Genomic DNA, 16,498 nt, shown 5'->3' on the forward strand with positions numbered 1-16,498 from the left:
CCTCCCCCAGCATCAGGGGCGACGTTTGACTTCACGCTGCGTGCTTTTATCAATCGCCGCAACCAACAAACCAAACTCTTGCGCAAGTAGTCTCAACACATCGTCGAGCGTGACAAGCCCGACAAGATCTTGTTTCTCATTCACCACAGGGACACGACGGATGCCGTTGGTACGCATGGTCCGCATTAAATCGATCAGCGAATCATCCTCTTGCACGGTGATCACTGGCGCGCTCATGATGTCTTCTACAAATAACGGACCAGGGTCAATCCCTTGTGCAATCACACACGTCACGATGTCTCGATCCGTGAGAAGGCCCGAAACCTTGCGCTCGCCATTGAGATGGTCCACAACCACCAAGGCTCCCACATGATCGCGGCGCATCAACTGTGCAGCGGTGACCAAATTTGTATCTTTGTCGGCAAAAGTCACTTCACGCGTGCAGATCTCGCCAACCGTTAAACGTTCGCCCATAGGGAGCTCCTTTGATGTCAATCGAACAAGGCATCCGACCTCGACAGGTCCGGGTTTGTCGAGGTTGGATGTATCAAACTTATGAAATCTTCAACAGCTTTGAATGGTTGCCTGGCTTCTTTGGCAAGGTGAGTTCCAGCACGCCGTCTTCATACTTGGCAACAGCGGTTGCCTGATCAATCGCTTGTTCCAAAGTGAAGCTGCGGAAAATCTTTCCGTAATAGCGCTCACTGCGAATCGTCTTCGCACCTTCTTTTTCTTCCTTTTGTTTTTTTATCTCAGCGGTCACTGACACTTGATTGCCATCAATCATGACTTTGATTTCATCTTTGTGAACACCTGGCATTTCCGCTTTGACGAAGTAGGTTTTTTCATCCTCATTCAGGTCTAACTTCATCTGTGGATGGTCATCCGTCATACGGTAGATAGGTCGAAGCGCAAAGCCTTTGAAAAAGTCGTCACCAAAAGGTTCCGTCAATTCACGAAAAGGGTTGAAACGGGCTAAGTTAGTCATGGGAAATCCTCCATATGTTGATCAATCGTGGCGCCTAATGCCCCACCTAAATAGCACCTTGAAGCAAGATGCCTATCCGCTAGTTTCTAAGTTAACGGCTTGTACGTTTGTGTCAAAACACACGCTAAGAGGCGCATTAAGGTTTAAAAATTTTTAACGTTCTCTACCGTACGTCTTTCAATGTGTGAAATAGAACAGAAGATAAAAGGAAAAGAAAAGATCATTCACTTTCATTTTTGAAAGGACTCTTTATGACCCCCCACCGTCTTCTTGCGGCATGCATCTTGACAACGCTTGGCATCACCGCAGCCCAAGCGCAAACCAGCATCTACCCCTCAGATATTGGCTATTACGGCGAAGTTGCCTATACCCCCATTGAACTAAAAGTAGATGGTGGCGAAACATCAAACCCACAAGCGATGCGATTGATCGTTGGCAAGGAAATACATAAAAATTGGGCTGTGGAAGCCATGTACATAACCACGGTTTCCAAAGACAACAAAACTTTGTTTGATGGAGAAATCACCAACTACGGCATTGCCATCAAACCCAAAGTTGCATTGACCGAAAGCACTGAACTTTTCGCACGCGTGGGGCTCACGCACGCCAACATCACCGCGACCACCGGCAGCGAACGAACAGGCGCAGATGTCAGCTATGGCATGGGTTTGCAAACAAAGTTCACACCCGCCATTTATGGACAGGTGGACTACATGAACTACTACCACAAGGATGGCATCCGAGCACAAGGCTACGGCATCTCACTGGGATATCGGTTCTAAATACAAAGCGGCTGATCTCATCAGCCGCTTTTTTTATACCTCGACAGATTTCGTCACGACAACAGCGCCATCACATCCGCATCTGACACCTCGTTGAATTCTTGGTAGTACTGGCCAATGAAATGAAAATCAGCAGGCGCATGCAAGCAAACCACCTCATCTGCCAAAGGCCGCACACGCGACAAAGCGTCAGGTGAGGCAACCGGCACAGCGCAGATCAATTTGCGAGGCTCTGCTCGACGTAAGCTGTGCAGCGCGGCAATCATGGTGGCCCCTGTCGCCAGTCCATCGTCCACCACAATCACCCAACGGTCCATCGGATCAATCGGTTTTCGAATGGGCGTGTAGCGGTGACGCCGCTCAGAAATGACCGCCATTTGGATGTGTTTCTCAGACGCGATGTAATCTTGATCTGCACCTTGACTGGCCGCATAGGGTGACACGTAAGTCCAGCCACTTTCATCCACAGCGCCCACGGCCACTTCTTCAGAATAAGGCGCGCGCAGCTTTCGCACCAACACAACATCCAAGTCACCTTGCAAGTGGTTGGCAATGATTTTTCCCATGGGCACAGCACCACGCGGAATTGCCAAAACCAAAGGATGTTTGTCTTTGTAGGTCGCCAAATACTTGGCCAACTGTTGCGCCGCATCTGTTCGATTTTTAAACATCATGTCGCGCGCCTAGGCTGAACCAAATCGATTTGAAACACGGGCTCATAAGGCGGCACATGACACGCCACAATGTCTGTAGGGGCAACATCCAAATGAACCCCGACAACATCACCATGCACAGGAAATCGCGCAACGCCGCGATCCACCAGCGCAGCAAACCGAACCGAGGCCGGCTGCTTGGCCATCAAATACTCAAGCACCTTGAGCAAAGAATGTCCGGTGTACAACACATCATCAACCACCCAAACGCATGTATCAGACAGATCCAAGTTCACGTTTGACGCATCCTCTGCAAGCAGGGTTTTTGGATGAAGCAAGGTCAAATCGTCGGCATACCGCTTGACCAACAAATCAAACCGTGCGGGTGCAGGCAAGCCACACAATGCCGTCATGCGCTGGGCCAAAAGATCGGCCAATGGCGCGCCTCGACGGCGCACGCCAAGAATGAGCATCTTGTGGTTTTTCTCTCTCACAAATCCAGCCATTTGGTAGGCCATCTGGTCCATGATGACACTCAGTTGCTGGCTGTCATAGAGGCATGTTCTTTGAGACTCAACCGTCGTCATTGCCATACAACGCGTGAGAATGTGATGTCGCTTTGAATGAACCCTTTAAGCCCTGTGAGACTTGGCACACAGATGTCACTTCGGTCTTCCCCCTCAAACTCAATCGCCCCATGGAATGCCAAGTTCGACAGTGCACGATTGATGGCTTCTAAGTCCAGCCCCATCAAAAGCCCAAGGTCCGCACGCGTCATACGCATGGTGAATGGCCCCGCCTCACGTCCCTGCGCCACCAAAGACTGCCCCCATTGGAGTAAGAAATCAGCCACACGGCCATCGTTGGACAGTGCTTTCACAGAAACCGGCGAATGACGCCGCCTTAGCAATTGCTGACTGAAATCAGTCAAAGCACCTTGAATCAACGCAGGCTCGTAACCACTTGCGCGCAACAAATCGTCATAACGAATAGACCACGCCCTGCCTGAACCCAAAGAAATCGCCGTGCAGCTGTAGCAGCCAATCGGGATGCCATCAAACCCAACCCAGTCGCCATCGAAGATGACGTCAATGGTGCTTTCACGGCCATTTGAAATCAGGTTGATTCTTTTCAGAAGCCCAAGGTTCATGAAATAAAGCGTGTCGAAGGCTTGCACATCGACCTTGTCATGAACGCTAGATACGTCGATTGCCTTTGCTTTTTCTGATCTCATCTTTACCTCGGTGTAGCCATGATTCCGTTTGAAAAGCATAGCTTTCAAACGTTCGATGACCAATACCCGAATCTGATGAAATCTTTACCCGCAAACAGGTAGAACGTTATTTGCGTGCGTGCGGCAAGCCTTGGCGATCAATGCGTACTTCATGCGTTTTCCAATCTCGCACACCACGTCGATCTATCGCTAAGCGCACCACCCAACCGATGTTGTTGACCTTGTCTGGAAAGCCGTCAAACACAAAGTTACCTAAGCTGTAAAAAATAGGTTTGCCTTTGTACTGCTCTGTGTCTTGCACGCGATGCGGATGCCCGCCAATGACAGCGTCAGCGCCTGCGTCAATCATCAAGCGCGCCAACTCGCGTTGTCGGGCATTGGCAACCGACTCCTCCCAGCCCCAATGCATGACAGGAATCACCACATCCGCCTTCCAGACATGGCGGGCTTGCGCAATATCGCGCACCACTTGTTCGTCTTCACTCCAAGCAATGCCTGCGCGGTCATGGTCGGCCTCAAAATTACGAGGCTGAAACTCGTTGTAGCCTAAAAATGCAATGCGAATCCCGTGTCGTTCCAGTACCAACGGCGTGTGTGCTTCTTGCAAGTTGTGCCCGCCACCGTAATACCCCAAGCCCGACTGCTTGAGCAGGCCCAGCATTTGGGTCAATGCTTTAGGGCCAAAGTCGCCCGAATGGTTGTTGGCCAAACCCACGGCATCAAAGTGACGGCGCAGGTACGTCAACCCTCTAGGATGCACGCGAAACGTGTTGGGCTTTTCTGGTTCCACAGAACCCACGGTGGCAACCACGCACTCTAAGTTGCCCAAACGAAGGTCGGCGTTTTTGAACAAATTTGCCACGCCTGCAAATGGATCGCGTCCACGCCGAATCGCGCGGTCTGCACCGCCTTCCAGCATGATGTCGCCCGCAAACACCACCGACACCACCGGCTCCACAGAGGGCGTCTGTGCAGAGACCGTCACGACAAACCATGACAAACACCATGCCGAAAGAAATTGAAGTGGGTATTTCATGGCGCTACCTCATGCAAAGCACAGCCATACAACAGCTCTTTACCTAAGAACGGGGAATACAAGGCAACGCGCCCCGTCAAGGCATCTGGCGTTGGCTGTTTGAGTGCCACAGGCGCCGCAAACTTGACGTGCTGCAACACCATGGGCTGACGTTCGGTTTGGTAAGAAACATAAAGATTGATAGATTCAACCTGTGTGTCGTTGCCCAGCACCACGGCCTTGAAACGAAATCGGTTTTCCAAATCCACACTGCGCACCGCATAAGGGTCATGGGTTGGCGAAAACGTGTGCTCCGATCGCGACGCATTGACCTCAAAGTGGCATTTCAGCAAAGGCACCGCCTGTGCCGCCATCGGAACAACTGCACCAAACACACACAATGCAGCCCACGTTTGTCGCCAACACCCCATACATCACGCCCTTTCTGTTTGCGGTACAGCCTACAAGATGGCCCGCTGGGTTGATCCGTGGGTTTCCCCTTGTAACTGGCAAAATCTAGGTCTACGTCGAAAAGCATGTTTATGACCACTTCAAGCACACCGCCCCTCCCTACCCAGCCTCGCCTGACCAGTTTGTCCCATGGCGGTGGCTGTGGCTGCAAAATTGCCCCGGGCGTGTTGAGCGAAATTCTCAAAAGCACCAGCGCCATGCCCATCCCGCCACAGTTGTTGGTGGGCATTGAAACCGCGGACGATGCGGCGGTGTACCAGCTCAACGACGAGCAAGCACTGATTGCCACCACCGACTTCTTCATGCCCATCGTGGATGACCCGTTTGACTTTGGTCGCATCGCCGCCACCAACGCCATCAGTGATGTGTACGCCATGGGCGGCACACCCATCATGGCCTTGGCTTTGGTGGGCATGCCCATCAACGTGTTGTCACCCGAAACGATTGGCAAAATTTTGGATGGCGGCCAAAGCGTGTGTCGCGAGGCGGGCATCCCCATCGCGGGCGGTCACACCATTGACTCGGTCGAGCCGATTTACGGCTTGGTCGTGATGGGCTTGATTCACCCCAAGCGCATCAAACGCAACGCCGATGCCCGCGTGGGTGACCGCTTGGTTCTGGGCAAGCCCTTGGGCGTGGGCGTGTTGTCCGCGGCCCTCAAGAAAAACGCGCTCAGCCCAGAGGGCTATGCTCAGATGATTGCCAACACCACCCAACTCAACACACCGGGTGCGGCGCTGTCAGCCTTGGCTGGCGTGCACGCCATGACCGATGTGACAGGCTTTGGTTTGGCGGGCCATGCGCTCGAGATGGCACGAGGTTCTCAAACCACGGTGCAACTCCACATGAACCAAGTGCCTCTGCTGCACGGTGTGCGCGCGCTGGCCGAGCAAGGCATGCTCACCGGCGCATCAGGCCGCAACTGGTCGGCCTACGGCAAAGAGATTGAACTCGCACCTGAACGTGACGCGATCGACCAAGCGCTGCTGAGCGACCCCCAAACCAGCGGCGGCTTGTTGGTGGCTTGTGCACCAGAATCCGTCGCAGACGTGCTGGCCATCTTCCGCCAGCACGGCTTTGCCAACGCATGCGAAGTGGGCGAAATCACAGCAGCCTCAACCAATGGCATCAAGCTGCAAGTGCGTTAAATACCAGCCGCTTGACCCCGCAAATTTATACTGCTCTCCTTTGAAAGAAAACAACAACATGTCCACCATTCCAGCCTGCCCCCAATGCGGCCAAGAAAACACCTACCAAGACGGCGACAACTATGTGTGCGCCGATTGCGCGCATGAATGGCCCATGGTGGCTACCGCTGCTGCAGACGACGAAGACGAGGCGGTGGTGAAAGATGCCAACGGAACGGTATTGAAAGACGGCGATGCCGTGGTGCTCATCAAAGACCTCAAGGTCAAGGGCTCATCCACCACGCTCAAGATGGGCACCAAGGTCAAAAGCATTCGCTTGGTTGGCGGCGACCACGAAGTGGACTGCAAGATGGATGTGGGCAACTACATGTTGAAGGCTTGCTTCTTGCGCAAAGCCTAAAAGCACACTGCTGTTAAAGCACCCGACCTCGGTTCGATTTGATCGCCGAGGTCTTTTTTTTGCTGTCCAAGCGGCGCAGCTTAGAGGCATAGGTAGGCTTGGTGGGTTTGCGCTTTTTGGGCGGCTTGGCCACGCTTTGCACCAAGTCCAGCAAACGCGCAAAGGCCTCGATGCGGTTCATGTCTTGGCTGCGGTGTTCTTGCGCTTTGATCACCACCACGCCTTCGTTGGTGATGCGATGGTCTGGCAAACACAGCAGCCGCTCTTTCACGTCATCTGGCAAAGACGACGCCATCACATCAAACCGCAAATGAATGGCACTCGAGACTTTGTTGACGTTTTGCCCACCCGCGCCTTGGGCACGAACTGCGGTGACTTCAACTTCAGACTCGTTGATGTGCATGGTGTGTGCTTAAACGTGCCAGCCGGGCAACTCGCCCATGGCCCAAACAATCAGACTGACAGTGAAGAAGGACGCGACAGTGGTCACCAACAACGCGGCAGCACAAAACCCCTCTTCCCCGTGACGTTGCGCCAACAAGGGGTAGATGCCCAGCATGGGCATCCCCGCCAGCAACACCGCAGAAATTTTGAGGCTCGGCTCGATCGGGCCCACCACCATCAACATCAGCCCAACAGCCAAAGGGTGCACCACCAATTTACCGATGGCAATCCAGCGCACCTCTTGAATCAGGCCCAGCACACGCATACCCACCAAAGAACCGCCGTTCACAAACAGCGCAATCGCGGCAGTGGAGGCGGCAAATAAGTTCACGGTCTTCGACAACACCTCTGGCAAATGCCAACCCAAGATGGAGAACGCAAAGCCCAACACAATCGCTTGCATCATGGGAATCTTGGCCATGCGCTTCAAGCTTTGAAGCACGGTGTGTCGCCAGGACAAATGGGCGGTCTCACCGCTTTCAGCCATGGCCAGCGCCAACGGAATCGTCACCAAGTTTTCAACCAACACGGTCAAGGCCAAACCCACACCTGCAGCAGGCCCCAAGAGCTGCAACAAGATGGGGTAGCCCACGTAGCCACTGTTGGCCGAACTCACCCCCATCGCCACCAGGCTGCTTTGCGTGAGCGATTTTTTGCGCCACACACGCCACACCCCAAAGCCCACCGCAAAAGAAAACACCGAACCCACGCCATAGGCGATTAAATACCTTGGGTTCATCACCTCGGCAAAGTCGCGTTGCGTCAGCGTGTTAAACAGCATGGCGGGCAGCGCAAAGTGCAGCACAAAACGCCCCAACACTTGACCATCAAGCTTGCTGAACAAGCCGCGATGCGTGGCGGAAAATCCCAGCGCGATGACCAAATAAATAGGGCCAGTGATGGTGAGGATGTTGAGCATTGAGTCTATGGCTTATTGTTTTTGAATGCCTGCGCGTTGAATCACATCGCTCCAACGCTTGATTTCCGTTTGCAACCAATCGTGTGCTTGCCCCACCGTGCTGGGGTGCGGCTCGACATTCAAGTCCAGCAACTTCTGACGCACGGCTGGGTTTTGCAGCGCGGCGTTCACTTCTTTGTTCAAACGGTCCACCACCGCTTGTGGTGTTTTGGCTGGCACGCCCAAACCATTCCACGAGGTCGATACGAAATTAGGTACGCCGCCCTCTTTGGCTGTCGGGACTTGTGGCAAAGCCGTGTTGCGTTTTGGGCCTGTCACGGCCAAAGCACGCAGTGCCCCACCCTTGATTTGCGGCAGCACAGGGCTTAGCACTTCCACCGCAATATCAATTTGTCCACCACGCAGCGCGTTCATGACAGCGGGGGTGCCATTGAAAGGCACCACTTGGGCATCTAAGCCCGCCACCGATTTGAACAACTCAGCCGTCAAATGTTGGGTGCTGCCGATGTTGATGCTGCCAATGTTGAGCTTTCCTGGGTTGGCTTTGGCCCATGTCAACAACTCGGGCAACGATTGAAAACGCGAATCAGCGCTGGTGACAACAGCTAAGTCAAACGTCCCCATCAACGAAACGGGTGTGAAGTCTTTCACGGGGTCAAATGGCAAAGCCTTGAACAGACCAGCACTCACCGCGTTGGCGTTGGACATCAGCAAAATGGTGTAGCCGTCAGGCTCGGACTTGGCCACGATCTCCGCCGCCACAATGCCACCGGCGCCGGGGCGGTTGTCAATCACCACCGCTTGACCCAAACCTTCCGACATCTTTTGTGCGACCGTGCGTGCAGTCAGGTCAGCCACACCGCCTGCACCAAACGGCACAACGATGCGCAAAGGCTTTGTGGGGTACGACTGGCCATGCGCACTCACGGCAGTCAAAGCGCAAAACGCGGTCGCAGCAACAGCGACGAAACGGGACGACACCAAACGACGAAGGGACATAACGCATCTCCAAAAAAGGGAACTGATGCGCAGATTGTCCTAGATCGTCAAACTCGCTCAAGAATCAGTGCAATTCCCTGCCCCACACCAATGCACATGGTGCACAGCGCGTAACGGCCGCCTGTGGCGTGCAAGCGGTTCACTGCGGTGGTGGCCAGGCGTGCGCCTGATGCACCCAATGGATGCCCCAACGCAATCGCACCACCCCAAGCATTCACGCGCGGGTCGTCGTCACGCAAACCCAGACCGCGCGTGACGGCCAAACCTTGTGCCGCAAAAGCCTCGTTCAATTCAATCACGTCCATCTGGGCAATGGTGAGACCCGTTTGCACCAACACTTTTTGCGTGGCTGGCAAAGGGCCAATGCCCATGATGCGCGGCGCCACACCCACCGTGGCCATGCCCACCACGCGCGCCTTAGGCGTCAAACCATTCTTGGCAGCATGGGCTTCATTCGCCAAGAGCAGCGCGCACGCCCCGTCGTTCACACCGCTGGCATTGCCTGCGGTCACTGAACCATCGGGACGCACGATGGGTTTGAGCTTGGCCAAGGCTTCCAAGCTGGTGGCGCGGGGGTGCTCATCGGCGTCCACCACCGTGGGCTCGCCCTTCTTTTGCGGAATCAGCACAGGTGTGATTTCGCGTGCCAAATGGCCGGCTTGCTGCGCGGCGACTGCGCGCAGTTGGCTGTTCATGGCCATCAGGTCTTGGGCCTCACGCTCGATCTTGAATTCCACGGCCACGTTCTCCGCCGTCTCTGGCATCGAATCCACACCATACTTTTCTTTCATCAACTTGTTGATGAAACGCCAGCCAATCGTGGTGTCGTACACCGCGTTGTTGCGGCTAAAGGCGCTCTCGGCTTTGGGCATGACAAAGGGCGCACGGCTCATGCTCTCCACGCCACCGGCAATCATCAACTGCGCTTCGCCCGATTTGATGGCACGCGCGGCTGTACCCACCGCATCCAAGCCCGAACCGCACAGGCGGTTGATCGTTGCGCCTGGCACGTCGACGGGCAAGCCCGCCAACAAGCTGGCCATGTGGGCCACGTTGCGGTTGTCTTCACCCGCTTGGTTGGCGCAGCCATACAGCACATCGGTGATTTGCGCCCAATCCACGTTGGGGTTGCGCGCCATCAACGCTTTGATGGGGATGGCCCCCAAATCATCGGTGCGAACAGAAGACAAAGCGCCGCCGTAGCGGCCAATGGGTGTGCGAATGGCATCGCAAATGAAAGCGTGTGTCATGGGATGTAAACGTTATTGATCTTCAAACAAGACAGATAAATCTGCCAACACAAAACCATCGCCGCATTGGCTGGCGAGGTCTTTGATTTCTTGGGTCAAGGCTTCTCGGTTTTGCTGACGGGCCCAAAACACGGGGCCGCCTTCCCAACGCGGAAAACCATAGCCATGCACCAACACCACGTCAATGTCTGTGGCACGGCTGGCCACGCCCTCGCCCATCAAACGAGCCGCCTCGTTGACGATGGTCAGCAACGCACGGCGTTGAATCGTGGCACTGCTCAAGGGCTGGCGTTGGATGCCGCGACGCTGCGACGCATCTTCAATGATGTGGCGCACCGCCTCATCGGTCGTCGCTTGTTGCTTGCCATCCACATAGGTGTAGTAGCCCGCACCTGTTTTACGACCGAGGCGACCGGCTTCGCACAAGCGATCCAAGATGTCCACGTAGCGCACCCCCGGCGCGCGGCTGGCAGCCTGCGCCTGACGCATGCGCCAGGCAATGTCCAGCCCCGACAAATCAGCCACCGCAAATGGCCCCATGGCCATGCCAAACTGTTTGAGCGAGGCATCCACATCCTCGGGCCATGCACCGTCTTCCAACATGAATTCACATTGGTTGCGGTACGCGTTGTAAATGCGGTTGCCAATGAACCCAAAGTGGTTGCCCGCCAGCACCGGCAGCTTGCGCAGGCGCTTGCCCAAAGCCATGCCTGTGGCCAACACGTCGGGACGCGAGTCTTTGCCGCGCACCACCTCTAGCAGCTTCATCACATTGGCAGGACTGAAAAAGTGCAGACCCAACACGTCTTGCGGGCGTGAGGTGGCTTGCGCGATCGCATCCACATCCAAGTAAGAGGTGTTGGTGGCCAGCACTGCACCTGCACGTGCAAATTGGTCAATTTTTCTGAACACGTCTTGCTTGACTGCCAAGTCTTCAAAAACGGCTTCAATCACCAAATCGGCTTTGGCCATGTCCGTCCAATCGAGCGTGCTGTGCAAACACGCTTCGCGTGCTTGGGCCACGTCGGCTTTCATTTTTTGTGCCGCCACGCGATCACGGTAATGCGCAACCACACGGTCTTGTCCACGTTGAAGCGCAGCCGCATCTTGCTCAAGCAAGATGACTTGCATGCCCGCATCCAACACGCTGATGGCAATGCCCGTGCCCATGGTGCCCGCACCGATGACGCACACGGTTTCAAAAGGAATGGGTTTGGCGCTCAACTCAGCAGGCAGCTTGGCGCTGTCACGTTCGGCAAAGAACACATGGCGCAAGGCGTAGGCCTCACGCGACAAACGCAGCTGCAAAAACACAGCACGCTCATCGGCCAAGCCATCGTCAATCGACAGCACCGCCGCCGATTTGATGGCCTCCATCGCGGCCTCGACGGCTGGGCGGCGTTTGCCTGCACGCATCGCGTCCTCTGCGGCTTGCTGAATCAGTGCAGGCCCTTCGGCAGGCACCAGTTCATCGCGGATGCGGCACTTTTTGCCTTGCATGCGGCGGGCCAATGCTACGGCGGCATCCAGCAAATCACTGGCCACCACCTCGTCCAACAAGTTAAGGGATTTGGCCTCTTTGGCTGAAATGCGTTGTGCGCCGCAAATCATGCGAATGGCACGCGACACACCCACGCGGCGCGGCAGCATTTGTGTGCCACCTGCACCAGGAATGATGCCCAGCGACACCTCGGGCAAACCCACCACTGTTTTGGCATCGGCCACACGGGCATCGCAAGCCAGCGCCAACTCGAAACCGCCACCCAAGGCAGCACCATGCAACGCAGCCACCACGGGCTTGCCGCAGTCCTCAATGGCACGGATGACCTCGGGCAAGATGGGCTCTTGCATGGGCTTGCCAAACTCACGGATGTCAGCACCTGCGACAAACGTGCTGCCTGCCCCCACGATGACGGCAGCTTGAAAGTCTGAATTGGTTTTGAAATCAGAAATGGCCGCCATCAAACCTTGACGCACGGCCAAGGACGTGGCGTTGATGGGCGGGTTGTCGATGGTGATGACACACACATCGCCCCTGGCCTCGACATGCACGCATGCAGCAACATCCATCACAACGCTCACAATGCAGCGACCAACTCTGGCACCGCGGTGAAGAGGTCTGCCTCCAAGCCGAAGTCGGCCACGCTGAAGATGGGTGCTTCTGGGTCTTTGTTGATGGCCACGATCACCTTGCTGTCTTTCATACCGGCCAAGTGTTGGATGGCGCCGCTGATGCCGCAGGCCACGTACAACTGAGGTGCGACGATCTTGCCAGTTTGACCCACTTGCAAGTCGTTGGCGGCATAGCCTGCATCCACCGCCGCACGGCTGGCACCAATGGCTGCACCCAGCTTGTCAGCCAAGGGAACCATGACTTCGTCAAACTTCTCTGAGCTGCCCAAGGCGCGGCCACCGGAGACGATGATCTTGGCTGCGGTCAGCTCTGGGCGGTCACTCTTGGTGACTTCACGGCCCACGAAGCTGCTCTTGCCTGAGTCTGTGGCTGCTGCTGTGGTTTCCACTGCGGCCGAGCCACCTGTAGAAGCGGCTGCATCAAAACCTGTGGTGCGCACGGTGATGACTTTGACAGCATCTGTACTTTGCACGGTAGCAATCGCATTGCCCGCATAGATGGGGCGCTCAAACGTGTCTGGGCTGTCCACCTTGGTGATGTCGCTGATTTGGCCCACGTCCAGCTTGGCGGCGACTCTCGGTGCCACGTTCTTACCCGCCGCTGTGGCGGGGAACAAGATGTGGGTGTAGTTGCCAGCGATGGCCAGCACTTGCGCTGCGACGTTCTCGGCCAAGCCAGCTTCCAGCGTGGCGCCGTCGGCGTGGATGACTTTGCTCACGCCTGCAATTTGCGCTGCAGCGGCTGCGGCAGCACCCGCGTTGTGGCCTGCGACCAGCACGTGCACGTCAGCGCCCATGGCGGCTGCGGCTGTGACGGTGTTCAAGGTTGCGCCTTTGATGCTGGCGTTGTCGTGTTCTGCAATCACGAGGGATGTCATGTGTGTTTCTCCTGCGCTTGTGTTCTTTAAATGACGGGCTTAAATAACTTTTGCCACGTTTTTGAGCTTGTCCACCAAAGTGGCCACATCGGGCACCTTGATGCCCGCGCTGCGCTTGGCAGGCTCCACCACTTTGAGGGTCTTGATGCGGGGGCTCACGTCAACGCCCAAGTCTTCGGGCTTGAACACATCGAGTTGCTTCTTCTTGGCCTTCATGATGTTGGGCAAGGTCACGTAGCGAGGCTCGTTCAAACGCAAGTCAGTCGTGATGACGGCGGGCAGGCTGATCGAAATGGTTTCCAAGCCACCGTCCACTTCACGGGTCACGCTGGCTTTGTCGCCCGCCACTTCCACTTTGGAAGCAAAGGTGGCTTGAGGCATGTCTGCCAAGGCCGCCAACATTTGGCCGGTTTGGTTGCAGTCGTCGTCAATCGCTTGTTTGCCCAGAATCACCAAGCCAGGCTGCTCTTTGTCGACCAAAGCTTTGAGGAGCTTGGCCACGGCCAAGGGTTGCAGCTCTTCAGCGGTCTCGACCAAGATGCCTCGGTCTGCGCCAATGGCCATCGCGGTGCGCAAGGTTTCTTGGCACTGGGTGACGCCGCAAGAGACAGCGATCACTTCAGTGACCACACCCTTTTCTTTGAGGCGCACGGCTTCTTCCACCGCAATCTCATCAAACGGGTTCATGCTCATCTTGACGTTTGCAATGTCAACGCCCGAGTTGTCCGACTTCACGCGGACCTTGACGTTGTAGTCCACCACGCGTTTGACTGCGACCAAAACTTTCATGACGACTCCTTAGTTACTGAAGGCGGCGATGCCAGTGATGGCGCGGCCCAAAATCAAAGCGTGCACATCGTGCGTGCCTTCGTAGGTGTTGACCACTTCCAGGTTCACCAAATGGCGAGCCACACCGAACTCGTCAGAAATGCCGTTGCCGCCCATCATGTCGCGCGCCACGCGTGCGATGTCGAGCGACTTGCCACAGCTGTTGCGCTTGAGGATGGAGGTAATTTCCACTGCGGCAATGCCCTCGTCTTTCATGCGACCCAAGCGCAGGCAAGACTGCAAACCCAAAGAAATTTCGGTCAGCATGTCAGCCAACTTCTTTTGCACCAATTGGTTGGCAGCCAAGGGGCGGCCAAACTGTTGACGGTCCAACACGTATTGGCGTGCACGGTGGTAGCAGTCTTCTGCCGCACCCAAAGCACCCCAAGCAATGCCGTAACGTGCACTGTTCAAACACGTGAACGGACCTTTGAGGCCGCGCACATCAGGGAACGCGTTTTCTTCTGGCACAAACACTTCGTCCATCACGATTTCGCCCGTGATCGACGCGCGCAAGCCCACCTTGCCGTGTACCGCAGGGGCGGTCAAACCCTTCCAGCCTTTTTCCAAAATGAAGCCGCGAATCGCGCCTGCATCGTCTTTGGCCCAAACCACAAACACATCCGCAATCGGGCTGTTGGTGATCCACATTTTTGAGCCAGACAGCGAGTAACCACCCGCCACTTTTTTGGCACGCGTGATCATGCTGCCGGGGTCAGAGCCATGGTTGGGTTCGGTCAAGCCAAAGCAACCAATCCACTCGCCGGTGGCGAGTTTGGGCAAGTACTTTTGTTTTTGGGCTTCAGAGCCAAACTCGTTGATGGGCACCATTACCAAAGACGATTGCACGCTCATCATGGAGCGGTAGCCAGAGTCCACGCGCTCAACTTCGCGCGCGACCAAACCGTAGCAAACATAGTTCATACCTGCGCCGCCATAGGTTTCAGGAATGGTGGGGCCCAACAAGCCCAACGCACCCATTTCGCGAAAGATAGAAGCATCGGTTTTTTCGTGACGGAAGGCTTCCAACACGCGCGGGGCCAAGCGTTCTTGGCAATAAGCAGCTGCGGCCTCTTTGACTTGACGCTCGTCGTCGGTCAATTGCAGGTCGAGCATGAAGGGGTCGTCCCAGTGGAATTTGGTCGATGAAGTGGACATGAGGGCTCCTAGAAATTGAAAAATGGGATGACTTAAGAGGCTTGGCGCAAGAGTTCGCGGCCAATAATCAGTTGTTGAATTTGGGTGGTACCTTCGTACAGACGCAACAAGCGCACGTCACGGTAGAAACGCTCTACAGGATACTCGTTGATGTAGCCTGCACCGCCGTGAACCTGCACGCCGCGGTCCGCTACGCGACCCACCATTTCCGTGCAAAACAACTTGGCGCAGGACACGCGCATGGACACGTCGGGGTCAGACACATGCGCAGGCTTGCCGTCAAAGCGTTGGGCCACGTCTTGCACCAGGGACCAACCCGCCAACAACTCGGCTTGGCTGTCAGCCAACATGGCTTGGATCAATTGAAACTCACCAATCGCTTTGCCAAACTGTTTGCGGTCACGCGCATACGCGGTGGCCTCTTCGATGATGCGATGTGCCATGCCGCACGACACGGCAGAGATGTGCAAACGGCCACGGTCCAACACCTTCATCGCGGTTTTAAAGCCTTGACCAGGCACACCACCAATGATGTTGGCAGCAGGGACACGCACGTTTTCCAAAATCACATCGCAGGTTTTGGTGCCGCGTTGGCCCATTTTCTTGTCCGTCTTGCCCAGCTTGATGCCCGGCAAATCTGAGGGGACGATGAACGACGACACGCCACCGGCCCCCGGGCCCCCTGTGCGCGCCATCAAGGTGAATGCGCCTGCACGTGGTGCGTTGGTGATGTAACGCTTGGTGCCGTTGAGCACGTAGTGGTCGCCATCCAAATCAGCGCGGGTCTTCAGTGAGGCAGCATCCGAGCCTGCATCGGGCTCGGTCAAGGCGAACGACATGATGAGTTCGCCACTGGCTACCTTGGGCAAGATGTTGGCTTTTTGCTCAGGCGTGCCATCCATCAAGATGCCCTGCGAACCAATGCCCACGTTGGTGCCAAACACCGAACGGAAAGCCAATGAGGTTCGACCGATCTCGTAAGCGACCTGCACTTCTTGGCTCATCGACAAGCCGATGCCGCCAAACTCTTCGGGAATCGACAGGCCAAACAAGCCCATTTCTTTCATGTCTTCGACGATGTCGGCAGGCACCTCGTCATGCTCTTCGAGGTGGTTTTCTGCAGGCACCAAACGCTCTTGAATAAAGCGTTGCAGCGTGGGCAGCAAAAGGTCAAAAGATTCTTGGTCGAGAGCCATGA

General features: G+C 55.7%; 19 protein-coding genes. 3 read left to right on the plus strand and 16 right to left on the minus strand.

All coding sequences use genetic code 11. The features are described 5' to 3' along the window. Positions 1-12: 12 nt before the first annotated feature. Positions 13-474 carry a CBS domain-containing protein gene (locus QMG15_RS07705; RefSeq protein ID WP_108401493.1) on the minus strand — a complete coding sequence of 154 codons (462 nt, stop codon included), beginning with the start codon at positions 472-474 and terminating at the stop codon, positions 13-15. 79 nt (positions 475-553) lie between these two features. Continuing rightward, on the minus strand, positions 554-988 hold the full coding sequence (locus tag QMG15_RS07710) for an Hsp20/alpha crystallin family protein (protein WP_281788111.1): 435 nt from the start codon (positions 986-988) through the stop codon (positions 554-556). Positions 989-1,239: 251 nt separating this feature from the next. Between QMG15_RS07710 and QMG15_RS07715 the strand changes: the two genes are divergently transcribed. Then, positions 1,240-1,770: a porin family protein gene (locus QMG15_RS07715; RefSeq protein ID WP_281788112.1), complete on the plus strand. Its 531-nt coding sequence runs from the start codon at positions 1,240-1,242 to the stop codon at positions 1,768-1,770. 53 nt (positions 1,771-1,823) lie between these two features. On the opposite strand, the gene QMG15_RS07720 is transcribed toward QMG15_RS07715, so the two are convergent. Genes QMG15_RS07720 through QMG15_RS07740 form a run of 5 tightly spaced genes read right to left on the minus strand, consistent with a single transcriptional unit; the run spans position 1,824 to position 5,103 of the window. Continuing rightward, positions 1,824-2,444 carry a phosphoribosyltransferase family protein gene (locus QMG15_RS07720; RefSeq protein ID WP_281788113.1) on the minus strand — a complete coding sequence of 207 codons (621 nt, stop codon included), beginning with the start codon at positions 2,442-2,444 and terminating at the stop codon, positions 1,824-1,826. Continuing rightward, on the minus strand, positions 2,441-2,950 hold the full coding sequence (locus QMG15_RS07725; protein ID WP_281788114.1) for a phosphoribosyltransferase family protein: 510 nt from the start codon (positions 2,948-2,950) through the stop codon (positions 2,441-2,443). Before QMG15_RS07725 ends, QMG15_RS07720 begins: the two co-directional genes overlap by 4 nt. A 56-nt stretch (positions 2,951-3,006) precedes the next feature. Further along, a complete protein-coding gene (locus QMG15_RS07730) occupies positions 3,007-3,720 on the minus strand; it encodes a Crp/Fnr family transcriptional regulator (RefSeq protein WP_281788115.1) in 714 nt (237 codons plus the stop codon). A 43-nt stretch (positions 3,721-3,763) separates the two neighbouring features. Further along, on the minus strand, positions 3,764-4,693 hold the full coding sequence (locus QMG15_RS07735; protein WP_281788116.1) for a CapA family protein: 930 nt from the start codon (positions 4,691-4,693) through the stop codon (positions 3,764-3,766). After that, the gene (locus QMG15_RS07740; RefSeq protein WP_281788117.1) at positions 4,690-5,103 is read right to left on the minus strand and encodes a hypothetical protein; all 414 of its coding nucleotides are present in this window, start codon (positions 5,101-5,103) and stop codon (positions 4,690-4,692) included. The genes QMG15_RS07735 and QMG15_RS07740 overlap by 4 nt, the downstream gene beginning before the upstream one ends. Positions 5,104-5,214: 111 nt before the next feature. Here QMG15_RS07740 and selD point away from each other — a divergent pair, with 111 nt between their 5' ends. Both selD and QMG15_RS07750 read left to right on the plus strand, forming a co-directional pair. Then, positions 5,215-6,291 (plus strand): selenide, water dikinase SelD, encoded by a 1,077-nt coding sequence (gene selD / locus QMG15_RS07745; RefSeq protein ID WP_281788118.1) that lies wholly within the window; start codon positions 5,215-5,217, stop codon positions 6,289-6,291. A 58-nt stretch (positions 6,292-6,349) separates the two neighbouring features. Next, positions 6,350-6,691: a zinc ribbon domain-containing protein YjdM gene (locus tag QMG15_RS07750; protein ID WP_281788119.1), complete on the plus strand. Its 342-nt coding sequence runs from the start codon at positions 6,350-6,352 to the stop codon at positions 6,689-6,691. A gap of 13 nt (positions 6,692-6,704) precedes the next feature. Here the strand turns inward: QMG15_RS07750 and arfB are convergent, their stop codons facing one another. From arfB to QMG15_RS07795, 9 genes are read right to left on the minus strand one after another with little or no spacing between them, the layout of a single operon-like run. Continuing rightward, on the minus strand, positions 6,705-7,094 hold the full coding sequence (gene arfB / locus QMG15_RS07755; protein WP_108358855.1) for an alternative ribosome rescue aminoacyl-tRNA hydrolase ArfB: 390 nt from the start codon (positions 7,092-7,094) through the stop codon (positions 6,705-6,707). A gap of 9 nt (positions 7,095-7,103) precedes the next feature. Next, entirely contained in the window at positions 7,104-8,054 is a 951-nt protein-coding gene (locus QMG15_RS07760; protein ID WP_281788120.1) for an AEC family transporter, read from the minus strand. A 12-nt stretch (positions 8,055-8,066) separates the two neighbouring features. Then, positions 8,067-9,053 (minus strand): tripartite tricarboxylate transporter substrate binding protein, encoded by a 987-nt coding sequence (locus tag QMG15_RS07765; RefSeq protein ID WP_281788121.1) that lies wholly within the window; start codon positions 9,051-9,053, stop codon positions 8,067-8,069. 47 nt (positions 9,054-9,100) lie between these two features. After that, complete coding sequence (gene pcaF, locus QMG15_RS07770; RefSeq protein WP_281788122.1) at positions 9,101-10,303, minus strand: 3-oxoadipyl-CoA thiolase; 1,203 nt, start codon at positions 10,301-10,303, stop codon at positions 9,101-9,103. Positions 10,304-10,315: 12 nt separating this feature from the next. Next, a complete protein-coding gene (locus QMG15_RS07775; protein ID WP_281788123.1) occupies positions 10,316-12,373 on the minus strand; it encodes a 3-hydroxyacyl-CoA dehydrogenase NAD-binding domain-containing protein in 2,058 nt (685 codons plus the stop codon). Between the two features lie 8 nt (positions 12,374-12,381). Next, entirely contained in the window at positions 12,382-13,314 is a 933-nt protein-coding gene (locus QMG15_RS07780) for an FAD-binding protein (protein ID WP_281788124.1), read from the minus strand. A gap of 39 nt (positions 13,315-13,353) precedes the next feature. Further along, positions 13,354-14,103, minus strand: a complete 750-nt coding sequence (locus QMG15_RS07785) for an electron transfer flavoprotein subunit beta/FixA family protein (RefSeq protein ID WP_281788125.1) — start codon at positions 14,101-14,103, stop codon at positions 13,354-13,356. A 9-nt stretch (positions 14,104-14,112) separates the two neighbouring features. Continuing rightward, positions 14,113-15,300 (minus strand): acyl-CoA dehydrogenase, encoded by a 1,188-nt coding sequence (locus QMG15_RS07790; RefSeq protein ID WP_281788126.1) that lies wholly within the window; start codon positions 15,298-15,300, stop codon positions 14,113-14,115. A 32-nt stretch (positions 15,301-15,332) separates the two neighbouring features. Continuing rightward, positions 15,333-16,496 carry an acyl-CoA dehydrogenase family protein gene (locus QMG15_RS07795; RefSeq protein ID WP_281788127.1) on the minus strand — a complete coding sequence of 388 codons (1,164 nt, stop codon included), beginning with the start codon at positions 16,494-16,496 and terminating at the stop codon, positions 15,333-15,335. Positions 16,497-16,498: the final 2 nt, after the last annotated feature.

The sequence above is a fragment of the Limnohabitans sp. INBF002 genome (assembly GCF_027924905.1).
Lineage (GTDB): Bacteria > Pseudomonadota > Gammaproteobacteria > Burkholderiales > Burkholderiaceae_C > Limnohabitans.